This window comes from Kitasatospora gansuensis, from assembly GCF_014203705.1.
GTDB lineage: Bacteria > Actinomycetota > Actinomycetes > Streptomycetales > Streptomycetaceae > Kitasatospora > Kitasatospora gansuensis.
Genome location: NZ_JACHJR010000001.1, coordinates 262,300 through 286,301 on the forward strand (window position 1 = coordinate 262,300; position 24,002 = coordinate 286,301).

The 24,002-nt window shown below is 72.8% G+C and carries 22 protein-coding genes and 1 pseudogene; 8 read left to right on the top strand and 15 right to left on the bottom strand.

Features of this window, described 5'->3' with window-relative positions; genetic code table 11:
* The first annotated feature begins 67 nt into the window (after positions 1 to 67).
* Both F4556_RS01285 and F4556_RS01290 read left to right on the top strand, forming a co-directional pair.
* A complete protein-coding gene (locus tag F4556_RS01285; protein ID WP_246510941.1) occupies positions 68 to 883 on the top strand; it encodes an inositol monophosphatase family protein in 816 nt (271 codons plus the stop codon).
* Positions 880 to 1,569, top strand: a complete 690-nt coding sequence (locus tag F4556_RS01290; protein ID WP_376775774.1) for an NADPH-dependent F420 reductase — start codon at positions 880 to 882, stop codon at positions 1,567 to 1,569. The genes F4556_RS01285 and F4556_RS01290 overlap by 4 nt, the downstream gene beginning before the upstream one ends.
* A 6-nt stretch (positions 1,570 to 1,575) precedes the next feature.
* Here the strand turns inward: F4556_RS01290 and F4556_RS01295 are convergent, their stop codons facing one another.
* From F4556_RS01295 to F4556_RS01325, 7 genes are all read right to left on the bottom strand, one after another.
* Positions 1,576 to 2,154: a hypothetical protein gene (locus F4556_RS01295; RefSeq protein WP_184910879.1), complete on the bottom strand. Its 579-nt coding sequence runs from the start codon at positions 2,152 to 2,154 to the stop codon at positions 1,576 to 1,578.
* Between the two features lie 85 nt (positions 2,155 to 2,239).
* The gene (locus tag F4556_RS01300; protein ID WP_184910881.1) at positions 2,240 to 3,439 is read right to left on the bottom strand and encodes a serine hydrolase domain-containing protein; all 1,200 of its coding nucleotides are present in this window, start codon (positions 3,437 to 3,439) and stop codon (positions 2,240 to 2,242) included.
* A gap of 277 nt (positions 3,440 to 3,716) precedes the next feature.
* Positions 3,717 to 4,283 (bottom strand): DUF4291 domain-containing protein, encoded by a 567-nt coding sequence (locus F4556_RS01305; RefSeq protein ID WP_184910883.1) that lies wholly within the window; start codon positions 4,281 to 4,283, stop codon positions 3,717 to 3,719.
* Between the two features lie 92 nt (positions 4,284 to 4,375).
* Positions 4,376 to 5,260, bottom strand: a complete 885-nt coding sequence (locus tag F4556_RS01310) for a Gfo/Idh/MocA family protein (protein ID WP_184910886.1) — start codon at positions 5,258 to 5,260, stop codon at positions 4,376 to 4,378.
* Between the two features lie 31 nt (positions 5,261 to 5,291).
* On the bottom strand, positions 5,292 to 5,960 hold the full coding sequence (locus tag F4556_RS01315; protein WP_184910888.1) for an O-methyltransferase: 669 nt from the start codon (positions 5,958 to 5,960) through the stop codon (positions 5,292 to 5,294).
* A 133-nt stretch (positions 5,961 to 6,093) separates the two neighbouring features.
* On the bottom strand, positions 6,094 to 6,792 hold the full coding sequence (locus F4556_RS01320) for a DedA family protein (protein WP_184910890.1): 699 nt from the start codon (positions 6,790 to 6,792) through the stop codon (positions 6,094 to 6,096).
* A gap of 156 nt (positions 6,793 to 6,948) precedes the next feature.
* Positions 6,949 to 7,563, bottom strand: a complete 615-nt coding sequence (locus F4556_RS01325; protein ID WP_184910892.1) for a TetR/AcrR family transcriptional regulator — start codon at positions 7,561 to 7,563, stop codon at positions 6,949 to 6,951.
* Positions 7,564 to 7,666: 103 nt separating this feature from the next.
* Between F4556_RS01325 and F4556_RS01330 the strand changes: the two genes are divergently transcribed.
* Positions 7,667 to 8,806 carry an FAD-dependent monooxygenase gene (locus F4556_RS01330; protein WP_184910894.1) on the top strand — a complete coding sequence of 380 codons (1,140 nt, stop codon included), beginning with the start codon at positions 7,667 to 7,669 and terminating at the stop codon, positions 8,804 to 8,806.
* 19 nt (positions 8,807 to 8,825) lie between these two features.
* Here the strand turns inward: F4556_RS01330 and F4556_RS01335 are convergent, their stop codons facing one another.
* A complete protein-coding gene (locus tag F4556_RS01335; RefSeq protein WP_184910896.1) occupies positions 8,826 to 9,611 on the bottom strand; it encodes a class I SAM-dependent methyltransferase in 786 nt (261 codons plus the stop codon).
* A gap of 95 nt (positions 9,612 to 9,706) precedes the next feature.
* Between F4556_RS01335 and F4556_RS01340 the strand changes: the two genes are divergently transcribed.
* Positions 9,707 to 10,354 carry a class I SAM-dependent methyltransferase gene (locus F4556_RS01340; protein WP_184910898.1) on the top strand — a complete coding sequence of 216 codons (648 nt, stop codon included), beginning with the start codon at positions 9,707 to 9,709 and terminating at the stop codon, positions 10,352 to 10,354.
* 108 nt (positions 10,355 to 10,462) lie between these two features.
* Here the strand turns inward: F4556_RS01340 and F4556_RS01345 are convergent, their stop codons facing one another.
* Entirely contained in the window at positions 10,463 to 11,185 is a 723-nt protein-coding gene (locus tag F4556_RS01345) for a dienelactone hydrolase family protein (RefSeq protein WP_184910900.1), read from the bottom strand.
* Between the two features lie 257 nt (positions 11,186 to 11,442).
* The gene (locus F4556_RS39310; RefSeq protein WP_184910902.1) at positions 11,443 to 12,555 is read right to left on the bottom strand and encodes a nucleotide disphospho-sugar-binding domain-containing protein; all 1,113 of its coding nucleotides are present in this window, start codon (positions 12,553 to 12,555) and stop codon (positions 11,443 to 11,445) included.
* A 526-nt stretch (positions 12,556 to 13,081) separates the two neighbouring features.
* On the opposite strand from F4556_RS39310, the pseudogene F4556_RS37790 reads away from it, so the two are divergent.
* A pseudogene (locus tag F4556_RS37790) lies at positions 13,082 to 13,315 on the top strand (helix-turn-helix domain-containing protein); the annotation flags it as partial.
* A gap of 137 nt (positions 13,316 to 13,452) precedes the next feature.
* Here the strand turns inward: F4556_RS37790 and F4556_RS01360 are convergent.
* Entirely contained in the window at positions 13,453 to 14,370 is a 918-nt protein-coding gene (locus F4556_RS01360; protein WP_313068102.1) for a TIGR04222 domain-containing membrane protein, read from the bottom strand.
* A 280-nt stretch (positions 14,371 to 14,650) separates the two neighbouring features.
* Here F4556_RS01360 and F4556_RS01365 point away from each other — a divergent pair, with 280 nt between their 5' ends.
* Positions 14,651 to 15,058, top strand: coding sequence for a hypothetical protein (locus F4556_RS01365; RefSeq protein ID WP_184910906.1), 408 nt, complete (start codon positions 14,651 to 14,653; stop codon positions 15,056 to 15,058).
* A 78-nt stretch (positions 15,059 to 15,136) separates the two neighbouring features.
* On the opposite strand, the gene F4556_RS01370 is transcribed toward F4556_RS01365, so the two are convergent.
* Positions 15,137 to 15,643, bottom strand: coding sequence for a Uma2 family endonuclease (locus F4556_RS01370; protein ID WP_184910908.1), 507 nt, complete (start codon positions 15,641 to 15,643; stop codon positions 15,137 to 15,139).
* 179 nt (positions 15,644 to 15,822) lie between these two features.
* Here F4556_RS01370 and F4556_RS01375 point away from each other — a divergent pair, with 179 nt between their 5' ends.
* Entirely contained in the window at positions 15,823 to 20,895 is a 5,073-nt protein-coding gene (locus tag F4556_RS01375) for a tetratricopeptide repeat protein (protein WP_184910910.1), read from the top strand.
* Here F4556_RS01375 and F4556_RS01380 read toward each other — a convergent pair.
* On the bottom strand, positions 20,885 to 21,352 hold the full coding sequence (locus F4556_RS01380; protein WP_184910912.1) for a hypothetical protein: 468 nt from the start codon (positions 21,350 to 21,352) through the stop codon (positions 20,885 to 20,887). The genes F4556_RS01375 and F4556_RS01380 overlap by 11 nt on opposite strands.
* Positions 21,353 to 21,398: 46 nt before the next feature.
* Positions 21,399 to 22,244: a spermidine synthase gene (locus tag F4556_RS01385; protein ID WP_184910914.1), complete on the bottom strand. Its 846-nt coding sequence runs from the start codon at positions 22,242 to 22,244 to the stop codon at positions 21,399 to 21,401.
* 169 nt (positions 22,245 to 22,413) lie between these two features.
* On the opposite strand from F4556_RS01385, the gene F4556_RS01390 reads away from it, so the two are divergent.
* Positions 22,414 to 23,373, top strand: coding sequence for an alpha/beta hydrolase (locus F4556_RS01390; protein ID WP_184910916.1), 960 nt, complete (start codon positions 22,414 to 22,416; stop codon positions 23,371 to 23,373).
* On the opposite strand, the gene F4556_RS01395 is transcribed toward F4556_RS01390, so the two are convergent.
* The gene (locus F4556_RS01395; RefSeq protein ID WP_184910918.1) at positions 23,349 to 23,987 is read right to left on the bottom strand and encodes a TetR/AcrR family transcriptional regulator; all 639 of its coding nucleotides are present in this window, start codon (positions 23,985 to 23,987) and stop codon (positions 23,349 to 23,351) included. The genes F4556_RS01390 and F4556_RS01395 overlap by 25 nt on opposite strands.
* Between the last annotated feature and the right edge of the window lie 15 nt (positions 23,988 to 24,002).

Genomic DNA, 24,002 nt, shown 5'->3' on the forward strand with positions numbered 1-24,002 from the left:
GCGGGCCTACCTTCGAAGTGCAGGCGCGAGACAGACTCTCCGCCCACATCGAACCCAGGAGCCCACCATGAACAGCACAGCCATGCCCTTCGCCGCCGGCCCGACCCTCCTCTCCGAGGTCACCACCGCGGTCAGGACCGCCGGCCTCACCCTGCGCGACCGCCACACCCCGCATGCCCGGGGCGTGAGCCTGGACGAGGTCGTCGCCGAGATCCACGCCAACGACGCCGCGGTCCTGGACGTGCTGCGGGAGCCGCTGCTGCGGGCCCGGCCGGGATCGCGGTGGGCCGAGGACGAGCTGGCCGGCGGTGCGCTCCCGGCCGGGGAATGGTGGGTCGTCGACCCCGCCGAGGGCAACATCAACCACGTGCACGGCCTGGAGGACTGGGCCGTGACCGCCACCCTGGTCCGCGACAACCGGCCGGTGCTGACCGTCGTCCACCTGCCGCTGACCGGCGACACCTACACCGCGGTCGCCGGCGGCGGCGCCCACCTCAACGACCGGCCCTTGCAGGTGTCCGCCAAGACCGATCTGGGCGCCGCGCTCGTCGGCACCGGCCAGGCCAGGCCCGGCGAGGACGAGCGCACCCTCCGGCGGATCGGCGACTCGGTCACCGCCATGCTGGTCAACGGCCTGGTCGTGCGCGTGTCCGTGCCCGCCACGATGCAGCTCATCCACGTCGCGGCCGGACGCACGGACGCCTTCTGGCAGTTCTCCGACGTCCGCTCCGGCCTGGTCGCCGGTGCACTGCTGGTCTCCGAGGCCGGAGGCACCGTCACCGACCTGGCGGGCGCGCCCTGGAACACGGGCAGCCGCGACTTCCTGGCCACCGCCCCCGGCATCCACACCGCCGCCCTCGAGGTCCTGTCCCCCATCGCCTGACCCAACACCCGCGTTCTCCCCACCTCAAGGAGCATCACCTCATGACCAGCATCGGCATCCTGGGCGCCGGCCGCGTCGGCGCCAACCTCGCCGGAAAGCTCGCCGCAGCCGGACACCACGTCACCCTCGGCGTGCGCGACCGGGACTCACCCGCAGCCCTTTCCGCCGGCACCGCTCCGCAGATCGCCTTCGCCGACCACCGCACCACCGCCCGCACCGCGGACATCGTGATCAACGCGACGCCCGGCCACACCTCCCTGGCCCACCTGGCCGACCTGCGCGCCGAACTCTCCGGCAAGCTCCTCGTCGACGTCTCCAACGCCACCCACGACGCCGACGACGGCCTGCCCGGCGACCTCTGCTACCCCGGCAGCAGCCTCGCCGAGCAACTCCAGGCCACCCTCCCCGACTCCCGCGTGGTCAAGACCCTCAACACCATGCTGTTCATGGTCATGACCGCTCCCGAAACCCTGGCCACTCCCCCGACCGCCTACCTCTCGGGCGACGACCAAAACGCGAAGGAGACCGTCGCCGGCCTGCTCGGCGACCTGGGCTGGCAGCCCGGATGGATCGAGGACCTCGGCGGCATCACCACGGCCCGCGCCACCGAGGCCATGATCCTCCTGGTCCCCCACGTCCTGCGCCGGAACGGCTTCAAGCCCTTCGCCGTCTCCCTCGCCCGCTGAGAGCCACTACCCGTCCCACACCCCGGGGCCGATGACGTGCAGGCCGGCCTGCGCGGCGATCCAGTCGGCGCGGGCGGCCTCGTGCGGTCCGACGTGGACGTAGAGGGTGTGGGTGTCGGCCGGGACTTCGCAGTAGAGGTCAGCACTGTGGACGGCGATCTGTACCTCGGCGTGCTTCGCCCCCGGCTGCAGGTCGAGTTCCGGTACGGCGGGCCATCGCGTCCACCACCACTCCAGTGAGGCGGGCCCGGCTCCCACGGCGGACAGGAACGCTGCCTCGTAGCCGTCGGGAAGCGCACCGAGCGGCTGCCCCTCCTGCGTGAACTCCAGCGGCAGCAGTCGCGCCAGGCTGTCGGCGTCGCCGGGCAGTTCCTCGTCCAGGAGCCCGTGGAGGGGCTCACCGTCGGCCCCGACCGTGCCGTACTCCGCGCTGTACCAGGCCCCGGGGAGCGCCGCCCGCACGGTCAGCAGTTCCTCGACGGTGGCCAGCTTCGCGCGGGCGAAGACCTCCGTCTCGCTCAAGTCGGCGATCCGCAGCACTCTGCGGGCCTTGGCCAGGGCCTCGGTCAGATCCGTCGTTCTCAAGATGGGATAAGCGGTCGCGTGACTCATGTGCGGGGACTGTGCCACACACCGCTGCCGCCGGACAACGGAGTTCAGTTACCACCGTCTAGTCCTCCAGCAGCTTGCAGACGAAGTCCTCCTGAACCGCGCGGAGTTGAGCCACCAACTCAGGAGTGATGGTGTCGCCCAGCTGCTTCGTGACGGAGAACGAGAGGCTGCGGCGGCCGTCCGGGGTGCCCACCGCGAGCTGCGTGTAGCCGAGGAAGTTCCCGGTGTGGCCGTACACCACCCCGCAGCGGGTGGTGTAGCGGAAGACCGCCAGGCCCGCCTCGTTACGGCCGGGGCCGGAAGGCTGGGAGGCGCCGTCGCGGAAGCTCAGCTGCTGCTCGTGCGTCTCCGGCGAGATCAGCCGCCCGCCCGCGTACGCGCCGGCGAAGGTCGCCAGTTCGCGCGGGGTCGAGACCATGCCACCCGCGGCCCAGAGACCGGACATGCCGAGCGCGGTACTGACGTCCTCCGGCTGCTCCGGCGAACCAGGCGGGGGACCGGCGTAGCCGTGCAGGTACGGCTCGGGGAGTGCGTACCCCTGCGGGAGGCTGGTGGCGTGCAGACCGAGCGGCTCGAACACGCTCGACTGCAGTAGGTCCTCGTACCGCTGCCCGGACGCGGCCTCGGCCATCAGGGCGACGGCGATGTTGTCGGAGTTGACGTACCGGTAGGTCGTTCCGGGCTGGAACTGCAGCGGCCGGTCGGCCACGAAGTCCAGCAGCTTCCGGGAGTCGAACTCCCGATGCGGATCGGCCGCGAGCAGTTCCTGGAAGGCCGGCGCACTGGGGTAGTCCGGCAGGCCGCTGGTATGTCCGAGCAGGTCACGCAGGGTCACCGCACCCCAGTGGGAAGGGAGTTCGGGCAGGCGCTGCGCGATGGTGTCGTCCAGGCTCAGCAGACCGCAGTCGACCAGGGCCAGCGCGACCGCGCCGCTGTACGCCTTCGAGACACTGGCCAGCCGCATGTGATCGTCCGGCTGAGGCCGCTCGGGCCGGCCGAGTTCGGCGATCCCGGCCGAGTAGGTCTCGGTCCGGCCGTCCACCCGCAGCACGGCGATCGCACCGGGCGGCCCGTCCGGCGCCCCGACGAGCTCCGCCAACCCGCGCCACAACTCGTGCTCCCCGCTCGGTGACGGTCCGACAGGAGCGAGGGCCGGCGCGGGCGCGGTCCCGGTGAGAGCGAGGGTGGCCAGCAGAACGACGACGGTGGAGCGCAGCCGAGGACGTCGAAGGGCGTACGGGCGTGATGCTGACGGCACTGGTGCCACCCTCTCCAGAGACTGCCCGCGCGAACCCGCGCCCGGGCTGGAACGGACCGGAACGAGCTAGCCATGACCGGCCACCCGCCCGGCCAAACGAACCCGCCCGACCCGTGACCTGGTTGGAGCAACCAGGCGGGCACGGTCTGTCCGCTGGAGGACCAGCTTGCGGCCGTACGGGCGACGTTCCCGGAGTTCGCCGACAAGCTCTCCGGCGATGGTCCAAGTACTGCTCGTACCGTCCGGGGCTGCCGCCAGCCCGCTCACCAGTCGGCCGTCATCTGCCCGGGGAAAGAGCACCTTCCAACCTCCGCGGCAGTGGGTAGACCCGCTCCGCGGGAAAAAGCCGCTGGGCCTTGGCGGCCTGCCCAGTCTGTATCAGCGCCGCCGCCTTGCGGACCTGCGGGGTGAGGTCGGTGAGGCTGACGATCCAGTCGTCGGCGAAGGTGCGGATCAGGTGGCGGCCGATGCCGACCTGGATGCTGTAGTGGTTCAGCGCCGCTCCGCGGGGCGAGCGTTCCGGGTCCCACTGGACGTGTACGGCAGCTTGGGCCACGGCTGCGGGGTCGGCGGTCGTGAGCGTGGCCCGGGACAGCGCCGCCTCCCAGCCCTGCCGGGTGATCCGCACCGCGAGAACACGCTCCTGACCAGGCTTACGGGCCCAGTTGCTGCGGTGCATCAGCCACGGGAACGAGGGCTTGATCCACGTCATCCGGTGGAACGAGAACGGCGCGACGAAGCGGCCGGCTTGCAGCGCCGCGTCGGCGATCGCAGGCGCGTACGCCTGGTAGACCACGATCGTGTGGGCATCGTAGTCCGCTCGAATCTCGTACTGGGGTGCCATGCATCGCACCCTGCCACCTGCTCCACCCGCACCGCGAACCGTTTTCCCCGCCGCGCCTGAGGCCGCGTCAACTCCCCTCTGAACAAAACTGATCAGCGCAACGACCGCTCCGCCTCCGCCAACAGCTCGACCACCCGCAGGCCGAAGGCCGCGTCGCACGGGTGCGCCGTACCGTCCGCCGCCGAGGCGAGCAGCGCCGAGACCGCTCGGGCGTACGCCGCCTGCGGGCTCTCGTTCCGGTCCGGCATCACCAACCGGCCTGCCTCGCCGCGGAGTTCGACCACCACTCCGTCCACGGCGGCGGCCACCGGGGTGGTCAGGCTCAGCGTCAGGGTGCTGGAGGCGCCGCCGACGTGCCGCAGGACCAGGTGCACGGTGTCCAACGGCCCGGCCACCGCGGTGACTTCGGTGGCGTCGCCGAGCACCGGGAGCAGCATCGAGAGCGCGTGCGGGCCGACGTCCCACAGGGCGCCCTTCTCCCGCCGCCAGGGCGAGTCCGCGTACGGGCTGGCGCTGTCCGGCGCGAAGACCGAGCCGAACCACTCCGCCCGGGCGGTGAACCAGCCGCCCCGCGCGGCCTGTTCGGCCAGCCAGGCGGCCTGGTCGGCGCCGAACCGGAGGGTGAAGAACACCACCGAGGCGACCTTCGCCCGCTCGGCCGCCGCGGCCACGCCGCGCGCCTGATCGACCGTCAGCGCCACCGGTTTGTCCAGCAGCAGGTGCTTGCCCGCCTCGGCCGCCCGCACCGCGTACTCGGCCTGCACCGCCGGGGGCAGCGCGATCGACACCGCGTCCACCTCGGCGAGCAGCCGCTCGACGTCGGCGAACGCGGGCACGCCGTAACCAGCCGCCAACTCCTCGGCCGCCTCGGGCCGTCGGCCCCACACCCCGGCGAACTCCGCCTCCGGGTGGGCGGCCAGGGCCGGTGCGTGCACCCGCTGTGCCCAGGGGCCGGTGCCCAACAGTCCGATCCGCATTCCGTGCTCCTTAAAACCGACTACTGCTGAACTACCGCTCCACCCGGATCAGGGTGAAGCCGTCGTACCCCTTGGTGCCGACCGTCTGGATCGAGGTCGCCGTCACCCGGTCCGAGGCCGCAAGTTCGTCGTGCAGCCGACGGGTGCCCAGGACGCTCGGGTCGGTGCTGTCGGCGTCGGCGACCGCGCCGCCGCGCACCACGTTGTCCACCACGATCAGGGTGCCCGGGTGCGCGTGCTCGATCGCCCAGGCCACGTAGTCCGGGTTGCTCACCTTGTCGGCGTCGATGAAGTAGAAGTCGAACGGCTCGACTCCCTCGGCGTCGAGCGCCGCCAGCGTGTCGGCGGCCCGGCCGATCCTGACCTCGACCTGCTTGCCCAGTCCGGCCAGTTCGAGGTTCTGCCGGGCCACCTCGGCGTGCCGGGCGTCGATCTCCAGCGTGATCAGCTGCCCGTCCGCCGGGAGCGCCCGCCCGAGCCAGATCGTGCTGTACCCGCCGAGCATGCCGACCTCCAGGATCCGCTTCGCCCCGGCCGTCCTGGCCAGCAGGTGCAGCAGCTTGCCCTGGTTCGGCGCGACCGCGATCTGCGGCAGGTCGGCCTCGTCGGCGGCCGCCAGCGCGGCCGTCAGCACCTGGTCGTCGCCGATCAGCTGCGCACTGAAGTACTCGTCGACCTTGGTCCACTGCTCCTGGCCCACTGCGATCCTCCGTGTCCGTCGTGTCAGTCCCTCGGTGATCAACCAACACCTTAGTACTGGAATGCGAACCGCCGGTGACCCCCGTGCGGGGATCACCGGCGGCCGGTCACGCTGGCACTTCGTCAGCCGACCCTCAGTCAGCCGCAGGAGCCGGAACGGCCTCGGTCCCGGCCTCCGCCGAGGCCTCGCCCTCCGCTGCCGGCTGCCCGCCCGAGGTCTCCGGGTGCTCGGCCCGGTGCTTGGCCGCCCGGCGCTTGAGCACCCAGGCGGACCCGGCGCCGAACAGCGCGGCGAGGATCAGGCCGACCCAGGAGAAGCTCTTCAGCCACTGCTCGGCGGCCTTGCCCACGGTGTAGATCAGCCAGGTGGTGCCACCGGCCCAGATGACGCCGCCGAGCACGTTGGCGATCAGGAACTTCCAGTACGGCATCTTCAGCGAGCCCGCGAGCGGCCCGGCGAAGATCCGCAGCAGGGCGATGAACCGGCCGAAGAAGACCGCCCACATGCCCCACTTCTGGAACGACCGCTCGGCGGTGGCCAGATGATCGGGGCCGAAGTGCTTGGGGAACTTCCGGCCGAGTTTCTCGAAGAGTGGCTTGCCGCCCTTGCGCCCGATCGAGTAGCCGATCGAGTCGCCGATGATCGCACCGGCGATCGCGCACGCCGCCACCAGCCAGGGGTTGACCACGCCGCTGGCGGCCAGCACCGAGGCCGTCACCAACGCGATCTCGCCGGGCAGCGGGATGCCCAGGCTCTCCAGCAGGATGATCACGCCGACGAGCGCGTACACCGCGTTCGGTGGCACGCTCTCCAGCCATACGTCGATGTGCAAGGTCGGATACCTCCGGGGCAGGACGCTCGGTCGGCGAGAGTCGCGAGGGTCGGGAGAGTCGGCAAGGTCATGAAGAGTTCAGGGCAGCCTAACCCGGTCGGCCGATCCACCCGGTAACAGTCACGTCCCGGAGTCCCGGTCAGTTCCCCACCCCGGTCAGTTCCCGCCGCCGGCCAGCCCGCGGTGCAGCAGCGCGGTGAGGGTGTCGACGATCTCCCCGTCGGTGGCGCCCGGGCCGTGCTCACCCGCCGTCAGCACCGCGTAGCCGAACATCGAGAGCATGCCGCCCATCGCGGCGGCCACCAACTCCGGTTCCCCCGGCAGGCGGTGGCCCTGTTCGCGCATGTACTCCAGGTGGTCGCGGAACACCGCGGTCTCGGCCGCCAGCGCAGCCCAGGCCCGGCCCGAACCGGGCGGCTCGGCCATCGTCGACTGGGTCAGCGCGATCACCACCGGGAGGTGGTCGCGGAAGACCTGCCAGGAGACGGCCAGGTGCGCGCGCAGCTGCTCCTGGTCGGAGAGGTCGTGCTCCCGGTCGTGGCCGTCGGCGGCGATCGCCTGGTCGGCCTGCTCGCCCATCTCCCGCAACAGGGCCTGGAGCAGTTCGTCCTTGCTCGCGAAGTGGTCGTAGAACGAGCCGGTGGCCCGCCCGGCGGCCCGGGTGATGTCGGTGATCTTGGTGTTCAGGTAGCCGTGCTCGACGAACAGCCGCCGGGCCGCCTCCTTCAGGGCCGCCTCGGTCTCGGCCGCCCGCTCCTTGCGCACTCCCACCTGGTCCACTCCCTGTCCTCTTGACGCCACGCTCCGGGCCTCAGCATACTGAGCCCGGTTTCACCGAATAGAGATTCACCGAATCATGATTCAGGAGGTTGTCATGCGGATCACCGTCATCGGCGGCGGCGTGGCCGGAGCGGCGAGCGCCATCGCGCTGCGCCGGACCGGCGCCGAGGTCACCGTGCACGAGGCGTACCCGGACCCGGCCGGGCCGGTGGGCTCCTTCCTCAGCCTGGCCTCCAACGGACTGCGCGCACTGGACGTGCTCGGCTGCCTGCCCGAGGTGCAGCGGCGCGGCTTCGAGGTGGCCGAGCAGCGGATGTGGTCCGCCTCCGGGCGCCTGCTCGGCGCGATGCCGCGCGGCCGGCTCGCCGGGGACGCCCTGCGCAGCGTCACCCTGATGCGGGGTCAGCTGGTCGAGGCGCTGCGCACCGAGGCCGAACGGGCCGGCGTCACGGTCCGCACCGGGCAGCGCCTGACCGGGCTGACCGAGCACGAGGGCGGCGTACGGGCGGAGTTCGCCGACGGCTCCGCCACCGAGGCCGACCTGCTGGTCGGCGCGGACGGTCTCCGCTCGGCCACCCGTACGCTGCTCGACCCGGCCGCGCCGAACCCGGCGTACGCGGGGCTGTACAGCGTCTCGGGCCGGTCCGAGGGAGTGCCGGGTGACCCGTCCTGCTTCAACATGACCTTCGGCCGCAACGGCGCCTTCGTCCACCTCCCGACCCCCGACGGCTCCACCTGGTGGTCGGCCCAGGTCGCCACCCCCGAGCCGCCGGACCTGGCCGCCGTCCCGCTCGCCGACTGGCCCGCCCGGCTGGCCGGGGTGTACCGGCACGAGGAACTGCCGCTCGCCCTGCTCCGGGCGACCACCGAGGTGCACCGCCCGACCCTGATGCACACGCTGCCCGCCGTACCGGCCTGGCACGGCGGCCGGGTGGTCCTGGTCGGCGACGCCGCCCATCCGGTCGGCGCGGGACAGGGCGCCTCGATGGCGCTGGAGGACGCGGTGGTGCTGGCCCAGGTGCTGGGCCGGGGCGGCTCGCTCGCCGAGTACGAGCGGCTCCGCCGGGCCCGGATCGGCCGGATGCTCAAGGCGGCCGCCGCCAACCGGGACGCCAAGACCGCGGGCCCGGTCGGCCGCCGGGTCAACGACCTGGTGATGCCGCTGGTGTTCCGACACCTCTACACCCGGTCCACCGACTGGCTCTACACCCACGAACTCGGCGCCCTGGCCTGACCGTTCGGTACTCCACGGCTCAGCCCCGGCGCAGCGCCAGCGCCAGACCGACCGTGCCGACGATCCGGGCCCGCTGGTCCGGCAGGTCCAGGGCCAGCACCCGGAACAGCCAGCCGAACCGGCCGGCCAGCGGCACCGTCCGGGCGTCCCGCAGCAGCTCGTGCGAGCGGACGCCCCAGGGCATCGGCGGCACCTTGTACCCCCGCCGGTCGGCCCGGCCCGCCTTGGTCATGGTGGAGAACCAGCGCGGTACGACGTCGAACAGCAGCGTCCCGCCGGGGAAGCGTTCGGCGCAGCGGGTGAACAGCTCGCGCACCTCGGCGGGCTCCAGGTACATCAGCAGGCCCTGCGCGACGATCAGCACACCGAGCGCCGGGTCCACCTCGCCGAACCAGGCCGGGTCGGTCGCCGAGCAGGCCAGCAGGCGCTGCCTCGGTTCGGGGGGCAGCAGCCGTTCGCGCAGCTCGACGGCCTCCGGCAGGTCGACGGTCAGCCACTGGGCCCGGCCGTTGTCGACCCGCCAGTACTGGGTCTCCAGGCCGTCGCCGAGGCAGACCACGGTGCCGCGCGGGCAGCGCCGCAGGAAGTCCGCCACCTCCTGGTCGAACAGGCCGCACCGGGCGCCCTGCAGCCGGCTGGCGAAGCCCTTGCCGCTGCCGAACCGTTCGGCGAACGGGTAGTCCAGCCGCTCGACCAGCTCGACCGCCTTCGGGTCGGGGTACGGCGTACCGGGCCGCCGGGCCTCCACTGCCCGGTGGTACAGCGTCCACAACGCCGTCTCGGGGATCGCCGACAGCTCCTCCACCGCATTTCCCTTCACCGAGCCGACCCCCACGGCATTCTGACACCGCGTCGGACCCTGGCCGCCGAGGCGCAGCGGCCGTTTGCGATCCTGAGGTGATGTCAGAGACCTCAGCACACGGCCCGGTCCGGCGCAGCTACGACACGGTGTCCGAGGAGTACCGGCGCCGGATCGGCGACGAGCTCGCCCACAAGCCGCTCGACCGGGCCCTCCTCGCGGCCTTGATCGAACAGACCGAGCCCGGCACCCCGATCGCCGACCTGGGCTGCGGCCCCGGCCACATCGCGGGCTGGCTGGCCGAACAGGGCGCCCGCCCGGTCGGCGTCGACCTCTCCCCCGCGATGGTCGGCATCGCCCGCCGGGAGCACCCGAAGCTGGAGTTCCGCGAGGGCGACCTGCTCCATCTCCCGGCGGCGGACGGCGAGTTCGGCGCGGCGATCGCGCTCTACTCGGTCATCCACCTGGCGCCGGCCGAACTGCGCCCCGCCTTCACCGAGATCCACCGCACCCTGCGCCCCGGCGGCCTGCTGCTGCTCGCCTTCCACCTCGGCACCGAGGTCAGGCACCTGACCGAGTGGTGGGACCACCCGGTGGACGTGGACTTCCACTTCCTCGACCTCACGACCGTCGAGGAGTCGCTCACCAGCACCGGCTTCACGGTCGAAGCCCGCCTGGAGCGCACCAACTACCCCCAGGAGGCCGAGACCCGCCGCGGCTACCTGCTGGCCCGCCGCGACCGGCCGTAGTCCGCTGACGTGCTCAGCCCACCAGGCGTACGGGGTCCGCCCCGACCGGCCGGGACCGGCGGGTCGGGGCGGTTGTGCAGCTGCCTGCCGTCTGCTGACGGCCTGGTGCTACTTCAGGTGCCGGTCGTAGAACCGGCAGCCGTCCTCCAGCTCGAACCACGGGGTGCCGATGTGCCCGCCCAGATTGGCGTGCAGCGTCTTCTCCTTGCTGCCGAAGGCGTCGAACAGGTCCAGGGCCCGCTGCCGGGGGTTCCCTTCGTCGTCCCACTGCAGCAGGAACAGCAGCGGAACGGTGACCTGCCGGGCCTCCTCGCGCTGGGCGCGGGGCACGAAACCCCCGGCGAACAGACCGGCGGCCGCGATGCGCGGCTCCACCGCCGCCAGCCGGACGCCGACGGCGGTCCACCCCGAGTACCCGACCGGGCCGCCGATCTCGGGCAGCGTCAGGAGGGCGTCCAGGGTGGTCCGCCAGTCCGGGACCGCATTCTCGACCAGCGGGCCGATGAAGGACTCGAAGATCTCGTCGACCGGCTCACCGGCCTGCATCGCCCGGCGGAGCTCGGCGCGAGCCTGCTCGTCGGCGGCGGAACGGGGCCGGTCACCGCACCCGGCGGCATCGATGGTGGCCACCGCGTATCCGTGCGCCGCGGTGTGCCGGGCCCGGGCCACCAGCCGGGCGTCCCGCTTGGGCAGGCCGTTGTTGTGGGCCATCAGGATCAGCGGGACCGGCACAGCGGACTCGGGCGTCCACAGGGTGCCGGGGATCTCGCCGAGGGTGAACTCGCGCTCGAGGACGCCGTCGTCGAGGCGCTGTTCGGAAGTGAAGTGCATGGTCGTGCCTTTCGGGAGAGCTCAGATACGGCGCTCCCGGACGACCTATCGCCCGACCATGACCCCGGAGAGGAGCACCCACGTCGATACTGCGTTCACGGGTACCACCTCCTCGTTCTCTCGCACGGCCGCCGGAAACGTAGCAGCGACCGCCGTGCCCCGCCAACAGGTTTTTGCGCGGGCTCCGCGACCGGAGGGTACGCGCCGCTCGGCGAGGACGGGCACGGACGTGTGCCCGTCCTCGACCAGCGGGCGGTTCAGGCGAGCAGCGACTCGAAGTTCGCGACGAGCTCGGCCGGGGACGGCATGGCCTCGATCTCCGCCCGCATGGCGCCCGCCGACTTCCGCAGCGCCTCGCCGGTGAGCAGCCGGTCGAGCAGGTCCGCGTCCACGGCCTCCGCCGTCGACCGCAGGGCGAAGCCGTACGTCTCGGCGGCGGCGACGTTGATGAAGTGGTCCGCCCCGTGCGGCAGGATCAGCTGCGGGACGCCGAGTGCGGCGGCCGTCATCATGGTGCCGGAGCCACCGTGGTGCACCACCGCGTCGCAGGCGCCCAGCAGTTGGGCGAGCGGCACCCACGGCAGCGGCTGGACGTTGGCCGGCAGCTCGCCGAGCGGCGCCAGGTCCGCGTCGCCGACCGCGAGCAGGACGTCCGCGTCGAGGCCCGCCGCCTGCTCCAGCAGGCGCTTGACGTGTCCGACCCCCTCCCACTCGGTGACCACGGTGCCCAGCGTCACCGCGATCCGCCGCCGCCCACCGCGCCCGGTCAGGTCCGCCGGGACCGTCCCGCCACCGTTGAACGGCACGTACCGGACGCGCCAGCCGCCACCGTCCCCACCGAGCGAGGCCGGAACCACGTCCAGGACGGTGGACTCGGCCAGGCCCTCCAGACCGTGCGCCCGGTACTCGTCCGCGAGCAACTCGGCCAGCAGGCCGGGCATCCCGCCGGTCGACACACCGAAGTTGTGCACCACCGCGGGTATGCCGAGCTTCGCGGCCACCAGCGGCCCGGCAGCCTGGAACGGGGCGTGCACCAGAACGTCCGGCCGCCAGCGCGCCGCCACCGCCAGCAACCCGTCGATGGTCACCCGCCCGTGCTCGGCGAACCCCCGCGCGGCCAGCGCCATCGTCTCGTCGTCCGGCCGCTCGTCATCCGCGAACTGAACATCGGGCAGGACCCGGGCGAAGGCCGCCCGGACATCCGTCCCGTCACCCACGTCGACGGCGGGCAGCCCGGTGCTCCGGAGCTGCTCGATCGGGGTCTGCCCCGCGAACAGGACGTCGTGGCCGGCCGCCCGCAGGGCCTGCGCGGCCGGGACCAACGGGAAGATGTGGCCGACCGAGGCGGGGGCGGTGAAAAGGACGCGCACAGTGGTGCTCCCTCGTGCTGAAGTTCGTTGGTGCGCAAACGTATAGCCACCTGGGGAGTTCATTCCTGGGCCGAAACCACAAGATCGACACCCCTGATCGCACCGATGCCTGTCCCATCGGATATAACGCTCGGCGGGTCGCAGCCGGAGTGGCAGGTGAGGGGCCAACATCCCAACGGCGGCTATCTCCTGACTGAGTGTCAGTGAGGGCTTTCCCAGCGAAACGATCGTCGCGAAGCAGCCTGAACCATCTCGATCGGTGCGGATCGGGCGTACGAGTTCTGGCTCACGACATACGTGATAGGTCTGCCGCCCCATGCCAGGTTTGAGATTTGCCGTTCAGCCTCTACCACTTGAGTACGGGCTCAGCAGATGTCCTCGACATAGCGGATGGTGAGGCCATCCGCGGAAGCGAACTCGTAGGGAAGGTACTGAACTTGATTGGGTGATGTCGGAGCTGTTTGCCTGACGGTGGCGGGGCCGTTGCGGTAGCTCTGGGGTGTGAGACAGGCGCAGGGCGGCGCTTCGCGGGGAGAGAAACCGGGAGATCGCTGCCGCGTTGCGGGTCAGCGAGCGGTCGGTGGAGCGGTGGCGCCGGCAGTGGCGCGAGCGCGGCGATGCCGAGGGCCTGTCGAAGGGATCACCGGGGCGGCCTCGGCTCAGCGATGCTCAGATCACCAGACTGGAGCGGGAGTTGGAGCGTGGCCTGCTGGTTCACGGCTGGTCGGATCAGCGGTGGACTCTGGCCCGGGTGAAGACCGCCGCCAACCTCGACCAGCTCCCCCGGGCCGTCAAGCGCAAACTCGAGCAGATCCAGTACCGACCACACCTGATAGACGGCTGCCTCACCGGCACCGACCTGGTCATGGACAGCTGACCGACATCACCCAATCGACTTCAGTACTTCCGGGCCTGGCCCTCGGCGGCCTCCCGGTGTCGCCGCATCAACTCATCGAAGGTGCGCCGGTCCTCAGCCTCGGCAGTGGCGGTGGCGACCACCAAGTCGTGGTCCTTCGGCAGGGCGGACAGGCCATGCAGGGCCACCGCCCGCACCAGCGGCGGATCTCCCGCATCCCCTGCGCCCACCGCCTTCCCCACATCGGCACGGGCCGCCGCGAGCAACCGGTCGGCCAGGTCCGTAGGAAACCTCCGGAGCGGCGGCCACCGGAACACGGACCTCATCGCCACACTGAGGATCGCCACGAAGAACGCCGCCGGCCGAAGGACATCCTTGCCCTGGGCGACCGACCACCACACCGACACCACCCCCGCCAGGAGCACCAGGACCGCCACCAGCCGGGCGGCGGACGCGCGGGGGCCGGCCACCCGGTCGTACAGCTCCCGGTCTTCCAGTAACCCGCGGCGGGCCAACTCGGCGTCCCGCTCGGCGTCGCGGCCGAGGTCCGCCTCGAACAGCTTGGTGATCCGGACGGTGCGGGTCGGTCCGGCCGCCTCGATCAGTGCGGCCTCGACCCGGTCCCGGGGCTCCGGGTCGACCACCGTGACGGTGCCCGAGGTGGAGGCGACCAGCCGGCCCTGCTCGTACATCCCCACCAGGACGGTCGCCTTCACCGTCTTCGCCAGCCGGGCGAGTTGGTACACATCGAGGTCGGCCAGGGAACCGTCAGCGTTCTCCCGCTCGGCCCGATAGAACTCCACCGCCCCCTTACGAATCCAAGCCCGAACCAGGCCCACAGCAACGACGGAGAGCAACAGAAGGATCGGGACCAACCACACAACTACCCCCGGGATAGCTCGACTTGGTGCCGCCATAGTAGGGGCGCCAAACACACGCCGCAGCGGGCCTGCCAACATCCCGGCCGGCGCGCACCGCACGGCTCACCAAGGCCGGCACCGGCGGCGGGGGCGCCAAGCCGCCGGTGGAGCTGCTGCCCGCTCCTCGGGCAAGGCCTGGTGGTACTGCTCGGCCAGGTGGTGCGTCTCGCCCCGCCCCTGACCAGCTGGCACTGTAGGAGCCATGGGAGCACCAGGGACAACAGCACAGCCGAAAACCCCAGCTCAGGGCGGTCTCCTGGCTCTGGGTGAGGTGGCGTGCCGCTATCAGGCGGGCGAGATCCGCCCGGAGGACCTGCCGATGATCGCCGCTGAGGCGCTCGCGGCCGGTCTGGACACCCCGACGCTGTGCGAGCTTGCCGGCTGGCCGCGCACTGCGGACACCCTCGACCTCCGCAACGCGTTCGGGCAAGCACTCATGGAGTCCGGGATCGAGTTGCCCGACCCGAACCTGGCGCAGCGCCACGGCCTGCGCCGACTGGCAGCGAGACTCGTCGCCGGAGAAACAGCTCACACCGACCTGCCGATGGGCGACTGGCGGGACACGAAGGTCGAAACTGCGGAGGAGCGATCATTCGTGATGCTGATCCGGCCATCCGGATGCTGTCTCGACTACACGATGGAACGTGGCCCACGGACGTGGGCAGAGCAACTGCGGATCGCCGCGCTCGCCCTGACATCGTCTGCACCGATCGGCCCGGGCTGCTGACTCGGCGTGATGACACCCCCCTGACGCCGGGACAGGTCTTCGCGCTGCGCTTCCAGTTGCCCGGCCGCACCCGCCGCGTCACATCCCTGCGGTGTCGATCTCCAGGTCGAACGGCACGGGCAGCCGCACCGGCGTCCCGAACGGGTGCGGTCCGTCCACGCTCTCGTACCCCAGGCGCCCCGGTTCGGTGAACACCGTGCACTGGCGCTCCTGACGGTCCACCAGCAGGTAGACGGGGGCGCCGTACTGCCCGTACCGACGGCGCTTGACCGTACGGTCCGTCTCCCCGTTCGACGGCGATGTCACCTCCACCACCAGCAGGGTCTGGTCCGGCACCAGCGCGCCCTCGGACGTCGCCGCCAGCTCGGCCGGCACCACCGCCAGGTCCGGGATGAACCAGTTCTCCGACCCGGGCAGGTCCAAGTACCCCGATCCAGCCAGCAGTCCGAGCTCCCGCACCCGGGGGCCGATCTGCTCACGCACCAAGCCGACCGCGTTCTCGTGCGCCCAAGACGCCGACTTGGAGGTGACGACTCCCTCAATGATCTCGACACGGTCCCCAGGGACGTGTGCTGCCGTACTCATGCCGTAACTCCTCCGCTCCCGCCCGATTCTCCGCCCGCCGAACACCTCGGCAATGACGACTCCGCGCCGGCCACCTTCCGCATTCTCCAGCGCGGGACGCCTCCGGTGGTGACACTGATGGCGGCGGCCGACCGCAGCGCGCAGGGGGACAGCTGGTGACCGAGAGAACCGACCCGCCCATGGGCGAACATGAACTGACCGAGCGTCAGCCCACCCTGGGCGAGCTCGCTTCCGGCCTGCGCGTGGTCAGGCCGGAGGACCTCTCCACCCCAGCCCCGCACACGCTCAACTTCCACGGCCAGACCGTCTACGTGACCGGCCAACGAGCCACCGTCAACGTGACCCCGCGCGCCGAGGTCAGCTGGCCGCTCACCGTCGGCCCGGTCCCCGCCCCGGATGCGGCGACCCAGCCGCGCACCGAAGCCGCCCAACGACTCGCCGAAGCGCTCGCCGAGCACCGGTCCGTCCTGCTCAGCGGGCCCGGTGGGGTCGGCAAGTCCCAGCTGGTCGCGGCCCACGTGCAGCACGCCCTCGCGACCGGGGCCGGCCGGTTCGTGCTGTGGGCGGACGCCACCGACGGGCCGTCGCTGACCGCTTCGTACGCCGATGCCGCGCAGCAACTGCTCCTGCCCGGTCTCCCGGCCCGCGATCTCGACCGGCGGGCCGCGGCGTTCCTGGAGTGGTTTCGTACGCCCGGCCCGTCCGCCCTCGTAGTCCTCGACAACCTCGCCGATCCGGCCCTGCTCGCGGACCGGCTGCCGCACAGCGCCGCCGACGACCGCCGGGTCATCGCGACCACCCGGCTGCGCGGGGCCTCCACCGGCGGGGTGCTGGGCACCGTCGTATCGCTCGAGTCCTTCGGTCCGGACGAATCGCTCGCCTTCCTGCGCAAGCGGATCCGCGCCTCCGCCGAGGCGGCCTACCTGGCCGAGGAGGAGCACACGCCGAGGCTGTCCGAGCTCGCCGAGGAGCTCGGGCACCTGCCGCTCGCCCTCGGGTACGCCGCAACCGCCATGGTCACCGAGGAGCTGACCGCAGACGAGTACCTGGACGAACTGCGCGAACGGGCCCGCACCCTGGACGAGGTGCTGACCCCCGACCCCGGCGGGATCGGCGTCACCGCGGCGCTCCTGCTCTCGCTGGAGGCGGCGGAACGCCGACGCCCTAAGGGCGCCGCAGCTCCGGCCCTGCGGCTCGCAGCCTGGTACGACCCGGTCGGGCACCCCGAACGCCTCTGGCAGGCGCCCGTGGTGCGGGAACTGTTGACCGGTCAGGGGGCGGAAGAATACCAGGGGGTCGGCCGACGCGGCATCGGCGACGCGGCGCTGCGGGTCCTGCACGAGTACGGGCTGCTCACCCACAGCCGGCGGGCCGAGCCCCGCGCCGTCCAGATGCACGCCCTCACCGCCCGTGCGGCCCGTGACACCCTGACGCCCGATCAGGTCGCCACCTGGGCCGCCTGCGCGGCCACCGCCCTGCTCGACCTGTGGCCCGAACACGACTACACCGACGCCGAGTTGGAGGACACCCTGCGGGCCAACGCGCGCCGCCTGCACGGCAACCTCGGCGACCGGCTCTACGACGCCCCGGACGGTCCCCGGCTGCTCACCCGCTACGCCCGCAGTGCGACGGCCGCCGGGCTGCTCCGCGACGCGGTCGGGATCTGGACCGCCCACGCCGCCACCGCCGAGAGCCGGCTCGGCCCGGACGCGCCGGAGACGATCGCGGCCCTGCTCGGCCGGGCCGACATCCTGGTCACCACCGGCGACCACGCCGGCGGGCTGACCCTCGCTCAGGACGCCGCCGACCGGGCACTGCGCACGACGGGCGCGGCTTCGGAGTCCCACCTGTCCGCACGCCTGGTCACCGCCCAGGCCCACGCCGCGGCCGGCCGTTACGACACCGCCGCCGCGCTGGCCGGCGACCTGGTCGACGACGCGGTGTCCTGGCTCGGCCCGGACCACAAGGTGGCGCTGGCGGCCCGGCTGGCCGCGGCGGACGCCGAACGGCTCTGCGGCTGCCTGGAGCGGGCAGCGGAGCACGAGCAGGCGGTCCTGAAGCAGTCGGGCGTCTCCGGCGGGCTCGGCGGGGACGGCGATCTGCGGGTGGAGGAGGCGATGCTGGCCACCCGGTTCCTGCGGACCGGGGACGCCCAGGCCGCCCACGCGGCGGCGACGCAGCTGCTGGAGCGCCGCGAGCTGCTGCACGGCCCCGGCCATCCGCTGACCGCCGGGGCCCGGCTCGGCACGGCGCTGACCGCCCTGCGCAGCGGGCGAGCCGACGAGGCGTTCGAGCGGGCGACCGACTCGGCCGAGGCCCTGTCCGCGGCCGTGGGCGAGCGGCACCAGGCCACGCTGGCCGCCCGGACGGTCGCCGCCACCGCCTTGGTCGCGGTCGGACGCCCGGCCGAGGCCGCCGCAGCCGCGGCGACCGTGCTCACCACCGCGGTCACCACCCTGGGCGAGGAACATCCGACCGCGCTGAGCTGCGCCGGCGCCCTCGCCACCGCCCTGACCTCCGCCGGGCGGCACGCCGAGGCCCGCCCGATCCTGGAGCGCACCGCAGAGCTGCGCGCGCGGATCCTCGGCCCGGTGCACCCGAACTCGCTGATCTCGCGGGCCGAACTCGCCGCGGTGCGGCAGCACGACGGGCGGCTGGTCGAGGCGGAGGCGATGCTGCGGGAGGTACGGGACGCGGACGCGGCGCAGCACGGCGAGGAGCACCCGGAGAATCTGACGGTCCGTCACAACCTGGCCCTGGTCTGGTCGGAGCTGGGCCGCGACGCGGAGGCCGCCACCGCGCTGGCCGACGTCGTCCGCCTGCGTTCGGCCCTGCTGGGCGCGGAGCACCCCGGCACTTTGGCGACCCGCCGGGCCCTCGCGCTGGTGTGGGACCGCAGCGGCCGGAGCCGGGACAGCCTGACGGAGAACCGCGCTGTCCTGGCGATCCAGGCGCGCACGCTCGGCCTGGCCCACCCCGACACGCTGTACGGCCGCCTCAACACGGCTGCCGCCCTTCATCGTTGCGGATACGCCGTCCAGGCCGTGGACGAGGTCCGCGCGGTCGCCGCCGACGCGGCCGAGGTGCTCGGCGAGGACCACCCGCTCACCCGGACCGCCCGGGCCAACCTCACCGACGGACTGTCCAAGCTCGGCCGGCACGCCGAGGCCCTGGAGCTGGCCCGGGAGCTGGTGGACCGGGCGGTGCTGATCAGTCCGCCCGCCCATCCCGGCGTGCTGACGCTGCGCACCGGGCTGGCCCGCCGGCTGAACGAGGCGGGCCACCCGGCCGAGGCGCTCGCCGTCCAGGAGCAGCTGCTGGCCGACGCCGAGTCCGCCTTCGGCCCCGACCATCCGACCGTCCTGCTCGCCCGGAGCGACCTGGGCAACATGCTCGGCGCGGTGGGAGAGCTCGGCAAGGCGGTCGAGTTCGCCCACACGACCCTGACGGGGCACCTGGAGCGCTACGGCGAGGAGCACCCGCAGAGCCTGACGGCCGCGGTCAACCTCGCCGCCGCCCTCTACGCGGCCGGCCTGGTCGAGCAGTCGGCCGCGGTGAACGAGGCGATCTCGGAGACGCACGCGCGGGTGTACGGGCCGCTGGCGCCCGCCACGCTCCGCTCGCGGGGAAACCTGGCGGTCTCCCTGTCCGGGTGCGGTCGCACCGCCCAGGCGATCGAGATCGGCCGCGAGGTGCTCGCCCACCTCCTGGACCTGCACGGCCCCGGTCACCCGGACACGCTCAACACCAAGGCGAACCTCTCGGCCTCGCTGTGCACCGAGGGACGGTTCGACGACGCCCTGGCACTGGGCCGGGAGGTGGCCGAAGCGCGCGGGGAGCTGCTCGGGCCGGAGCACCCGGACACCCTCACGGCCGAGGTCAACCTCGCGGCCTACCTGTGGGAGGCGGACCAGGTGGACGAGGCGGTCGCGCTGGAGCGACGCGTCCTCGCGATCCGCGAAGCGGCCCTGGGCCCCGGCCACCCCGACACCAGGCTGACCCGCAGCAACCTCGCCCACAGCCTGTCCGCCCTGGGCGACAGCCGGACCGCCGCGGAGCTGCACGGCCGCAACGTGGAACTCGGGACCCGACTCCTCGGCCCCGACCACCAGTCCGTCCTGACCAGCCGCCGCGCCCGCGCCCGCGAACTGGGAGCGATCGGTCGGCACCCCGAGGCAGTGGCGGAGCTCGAAGAGGTGGCGGCGCGGGCGGACGCCGCCGCCCTGGACGCGGCCGTGCGTTCCGGCTTCCACCTGCACCTCGCCCTCGCCTACGAGGAGGCGGGCCGGGACGCCGAGGCGCTGGAGCTGATGCGCCGGGTCGCGGCGGAGCGCGCCGAGCGGCTCGGCCCGGAGGCCCGGGACACCCTGCTCGCCCGCACCAATGTCGCGACCGTGCTCAGCCGGACCGGCCGGGCCGGTGAGGCGCTGACGCTCCTGCGGGAACTGCTCGACATCCGCGAGCGGCGCTGGGGACCGGACCACCCTGACAGCCAGTCAGCCCGCGCGGACCTGGCCGCCGCCACCTACCGGGCGGGCCGGTTCGCGGCGGCCGTAGCCCTGCTCGAACCGGTCCAGGCCGCCCGGGAAGCCGCGCTCGGGCCCGACGATCCCCGCGTCCTCATGCTGACCGGCAACCTGGCCGGCATGCGCTCGCGCGCCGGCTCGCCCGAGCCGGCCATCCCGGTCGAGGAGGACGTACTGGCCCGACGCGAACGCGTCCTCGGCCCCCAGCACCCGGACACCGTCTGGGCCCGGGGCAATCTCGCCAACAGCTGCCGCCGGGCCGGTCGTACGGCGGACGCGGTCCGCCACGCGCGGCAGGCGTACGAGGACGCGCTCGCCGTGCTCGGCGCCGAGCACTCCGGCAGTCACCGGTCCGCCGTCGACCTCGCCGCCGCCCTGCTCACCGACGGCCGGCCCGATGAGGCAGCCGAGCTCGCCGGGCCCGTGTGGTCCGCCGCGCTGGCCGCCGGCACCCCGGGGCACCCGACCGCCCTGGCGGCGTGCACCGTGCTGACCCGGATCGCGCTCGCCGCCGGCGACCCGGCCCGGGTGGCCGCCCTGACGGCCACCGCGCTCCCCGCCGCAGCGGACACCATCGGCGCGGACCACCCGGACACCCTGATCCTCCGTCACCTCGGCGCCGTCGCGTCGGCTGACGAGCAGACAGATCTGGTGCTCGCCGCGCTCGCGGCGGCCCTCGGCGGGCAGCACCCGGAGTACCTGGAGGCGGTCCGGCTCAGAAGGTGACGTTCACTTCGCCGTCGCCGTGGCTCACCACGGTGCCCGCGTTGAAGTTGTTGGTGGTGTGCGCGAACGTGTTGCCGCTCACCGAACCACCCATCACCACGGGCCCGGTGAACCTGCCCCCCGACACCTTGTTGTTGGTGACGGTCAGCGGAGCACCGCCCCGCGCCTGCTGCACCACGGCCGCCAGTTGCTCCAGGGCGTCCTGGAACGTGGGGTCGGCCCGCAGCGCCTCCGCGATCGCGCGCTCCAGCGCCGTACGGACCTCCGGGAGCAGCACCGGCAGCGCCTGCTCCGCCTCGGCCTGCGCCGACTCGACACCCGGCACCCCGCGCAGCCGCGCCGTCACGGCGTCGTACGCCCGGTCGCCGAGCTGCTCGCTGCTGTCGTCCGCCGCCCGCCCCGCCCTGCGGACCGCCCACGCGAACACCATCGCCGCCGCGACTTCCACCCCGGTCATGCACTGCCTCCGCACGATGAACGATGAGAGCTCAGGACCACCGAAACTACCCGATGCTGAACGCGCCCTCCGGCGGCGGCGGCGAGTCGGTCGCGGTCGCGTCGGTGACCGGGGCGGTACGGCCGATCAGCCGGGCCAACTCGCCCTCGTCGCAGAGCCGGGCCGGGAACACGTCGGCCGCCAGAGCACGCGTCAGTTCCGCCACCGGGAGCGGCCGGTCCGAGCCGATCAGCAGGACGTTGCCGTAGCGGCGGCCGCGCAGCACCGAGGGTTCGGCGGCCAGGCAGACGTACGGGAAGACCGCGCGGACGGTGGCGGCCTGGGCCTTGGCGAAGGCGAGCGGCGGGCCGTCCGCCAGGTTGGCGGCGTAGCAGCCGCCGGGCCGCAGGGCGGCGGCCGCCAGCCGGAGGAACTCCACCGAGGTCAGCCGCCCGGGGGTGCGGGAGCCGTGGAAGACGTCGGCGACCACCGCGTCCACCGATCCCGCCGGGGTGGCGGCCAGCGCGTCGCGGGCGTCGCCCACCTGGACCGTGATGCCGTCCGGCCACGGCAGCTGATCGGCGATCAGCTCGACCAGCGGCCCGTCCAGTTCGACCACCCGCTGCCCCGAGCCGGGCCGGGTGGCGGCCAGGTAGCGCGGCACGGTGAGCGCCCCGCCGCCCAGGTGCAGCACGTCCAGCGGCTGCCCGGCGGGGGCGACGGCGTCCAGCAGGTGGGCGATCCGCTGGGTGTACTCGAACTCGAGGTGGGTCGGGTCGGCCAGGTCGACGTACGACTGCGGAGTGCCGTCCAGGGTCAGCAGCCAGCCGCCGTCACAGTCCAGATCGGGCATCAGCTTCGCCGTGCCGAGCCCGACCGCCCGCTCGACCGGCAGGCGGTCCTCGGGGCTCATGCGGTTCCTCCGGTCAGGGCGTCTGTCGGCATGTCGGCAGCATAGGCCCGCCGGGGAGCCGGTCCGCACACCCGGGGCTACCGGCCGGTAGAGTCGGTGCTCGCGGATCGGCGGTCCTGTCACGGCAGGTCCTGTCACGGCAGGTCGGAGCAGCGGAAGGGTTGCGGCAGTGGAGTTCCGAGAAGACATCCTGGGTGCGCCGTACGAGGCGGCCGAGCTGCCGTTGACGCCCGACGAGGAGGGCCCGGTCAGCGCGACCCTGGTCCGGCGGCTGGTCCCGGGGGCGCGGCAGGCGGTGCTCTACCTGCACGGCTACACCGACTACTTCTTCCAGACCAACCTGGCGGACCACTTCGTCGCGGCCGGCTTCTCCTTCTACGCGCTGGACCTGCGCAAGTACGGCCGCTCGCTGAAGCCCCATCAGTCCCCGAACTTCGTCCGCGACCTGACCGAGTACGACGAGGAGCTGGACGCGGCGGTCCGGATCATCCGCGAGCAGGACGGCCACACCCGGCTGCTGGTCAACGGCCACTCCACCGGCGGCCTGGTCGCCGCCCTGTGGGCCTCCCGGCGGGCCGGGCGGCAGCTGGTCGACGGGCTGTTCCTGAACAGCCCGTTCCTGGCCATGCCGACCGCCCCCGCGCTGCGCACCCTCGGCGCGCCGGCCGTGGAGGCGCTCGGCCGGTTCGCCGCGCTGCGCAAGCTGCCCGCCCCGCTCAACCCGCACTACGTGCACAGCCTGCACCGCGACCACCGGGGCAGCTGGGACTTCGACCTCGCGCTCAAGCCCGCCGAGGGCTTCCCGCTGTACGCGGGCTGGCTGGCGGCGATCCAGCGCGGCCACCGCCAGGTCCGGCAGAGCCTGCACGTGGACTGCCCCGTCCTGCTGATGGCCTCCACCGCCTCGACCGTCACCGGCAAGTGGGACCCGGCGCTGCTGCGCACCGACGCGGTGCTGCGCGCGGACGACATCGCCGCGCTCGCCCCCCGGCTCGGCCGCCACGTCACCACCGTCCGGATCGACGGCGGCATGCACGACCTGGTGCTGTCCGGGGAGACCGCCCGGGCCCAGGTCTTCACCGAGCTGGACCGCTGGATCGGCGCCTACTTCCCGCCGCCCGCCGACTGAGCCGCCTGATCCGGCTGGTCCGGCGACCGGACCAGACCGGCCACGTGGTCGGTGACCAGGTCGAGCACCTGCGCCGCCGCCCCCGCGTCGCCGAGCACCAGGTAGCTGACGGTCAGTCCGTCCGTCATGGCGGCCAGATAGCTCGCCAACACCTCGACCGGGGCCAGCAGTTCGGCTCCGGTCCGCTTGCAGAGCTCCTCGATCAGCTCGCGGTAGGTCTCGGTGTACAGCTCGTACTGCCGCCGCGCCAGGTGCTCGAACCCGGGCTGGCGCAGCGCGTACTGGGTGAGCTCGTAGGTCAGCATGTGCTCGGCCGGGTTGGCCGTCACGTGCTCCCAGTAGGCCCGGAAGCCGGCCCGGACGGTCTCCCGCAGGGTGGCCTGCGGCTGGATGGCGTCCCGCACCATGGTGACCGAGTGCTCGGTGATGGTCGTGATGACGGACTCCAGCAGCGCCTGCTTGGAGTCGAAGCAGTAGTGGAAGACGCTCAGCGACAGACCCGCCTCGGCGGCGATCGAGCGGGTCGTGGTCCGGGCCACGCCGTCCCGGGTCATCGCCCGGATCGCGGCCTCGGTGAGCTGCCGACGCCGGTCGGCGGACGGCATCCGTGCCATGGGTGGTGCTCCCCT

Bases quoted from the DNA above. Each gene is read 5' to 3' on its own strand.
- F4556_RS01285 (WP_246510941.1), top strand. From the start codon at position 68: ATGAACAGCACAGCCATGCCCTTCGCCGCCGGCCCGACCCTCCTCTCC.
- F4556_RS01305 (WP_184910883.1), bottom strand. From the start codon at position 4,283: ATGGCACCCCAGTACGAGATTCGAGCGGACTACGATGCCCACACGATC.
- F4556_RS01310 (WP_184910886.1), bottom strand. From the start codon at position 5,260: ATGCGGATCGGACTGTTGGGCACCGGCCCCTGGGCACAGCGGGTGCAC.
- F4556_RS01330 (WP_184910894.1), top strand. From the start codon at position 7,667: ATGCGGATCACCGTCATCGGCGGCGGCGTGGCCGGAGCGGCGAGCGCC.
- F4556_RS01340 (WP_184910898.1), top strand. From the start codon at position 9,707: ATGTCAGAGACCTCAGCACACGGCCCGGTCCGGCGCAGCTACGACACG.
- F4556_RS01345 (WP_184910900.1), bottom strand. From the start codon at position 11,185: ATGCACTTCACTTCCGAACAGCGCCTCGACGACGGCGTCCTCGAGCGC.
- F4556_RS01360 (WP_313068102.1), bottom strand. From the start codon at position 14,370: ATGTTGGCAGGCCCGCTGCGGCGTGTGTTTGGCGCCCCTACTATGGCG.
- F4556_RS01365 (WP_184910906.1), top strand. From the start codon at position 14,651: ATGATCGCCGCTGAGGCGCTCGCGGCCGGTCTGGACACCCCGACGCTG.
- F4556_RS01370 (WP_184910908.1), bottom strand. From the start codon at position 15,643: ATGAGTACGGCAGCACACGTCCCTGGGGACCGTGTCGAGATCATTGAG.
- F4556_RS01375 (WP_184910910.1), top strand. From the start codon at position 15,823: ATGGGCGAACATGAACTGACCGAGCGTCAGCCCACCCTGGGCGAGCTC.
- F4556_RS01380 (WP_184910912.1), bottom strand. From the start codon at position 21,352: ATGACCGGGGTGGAAGTCGCGGCGGCGATGGTGTTCGCGTGGGCGGTC.
- F4556_RS01385 (WP_184910914.1), bottom strand. From the start codon at position 22,244: ATGAGCCCCGAGGACCGCCTGCCGGTCGAGCGGGCGGTCGGGCTCGGC.
- F4556_RS01395 (WP_184910918.1), bottom strand. From the start codon at position 23,987: ATGGCACGGATGCCGTCCGCCGACCGGCGTCGGCAGCTCACCGAGGCC.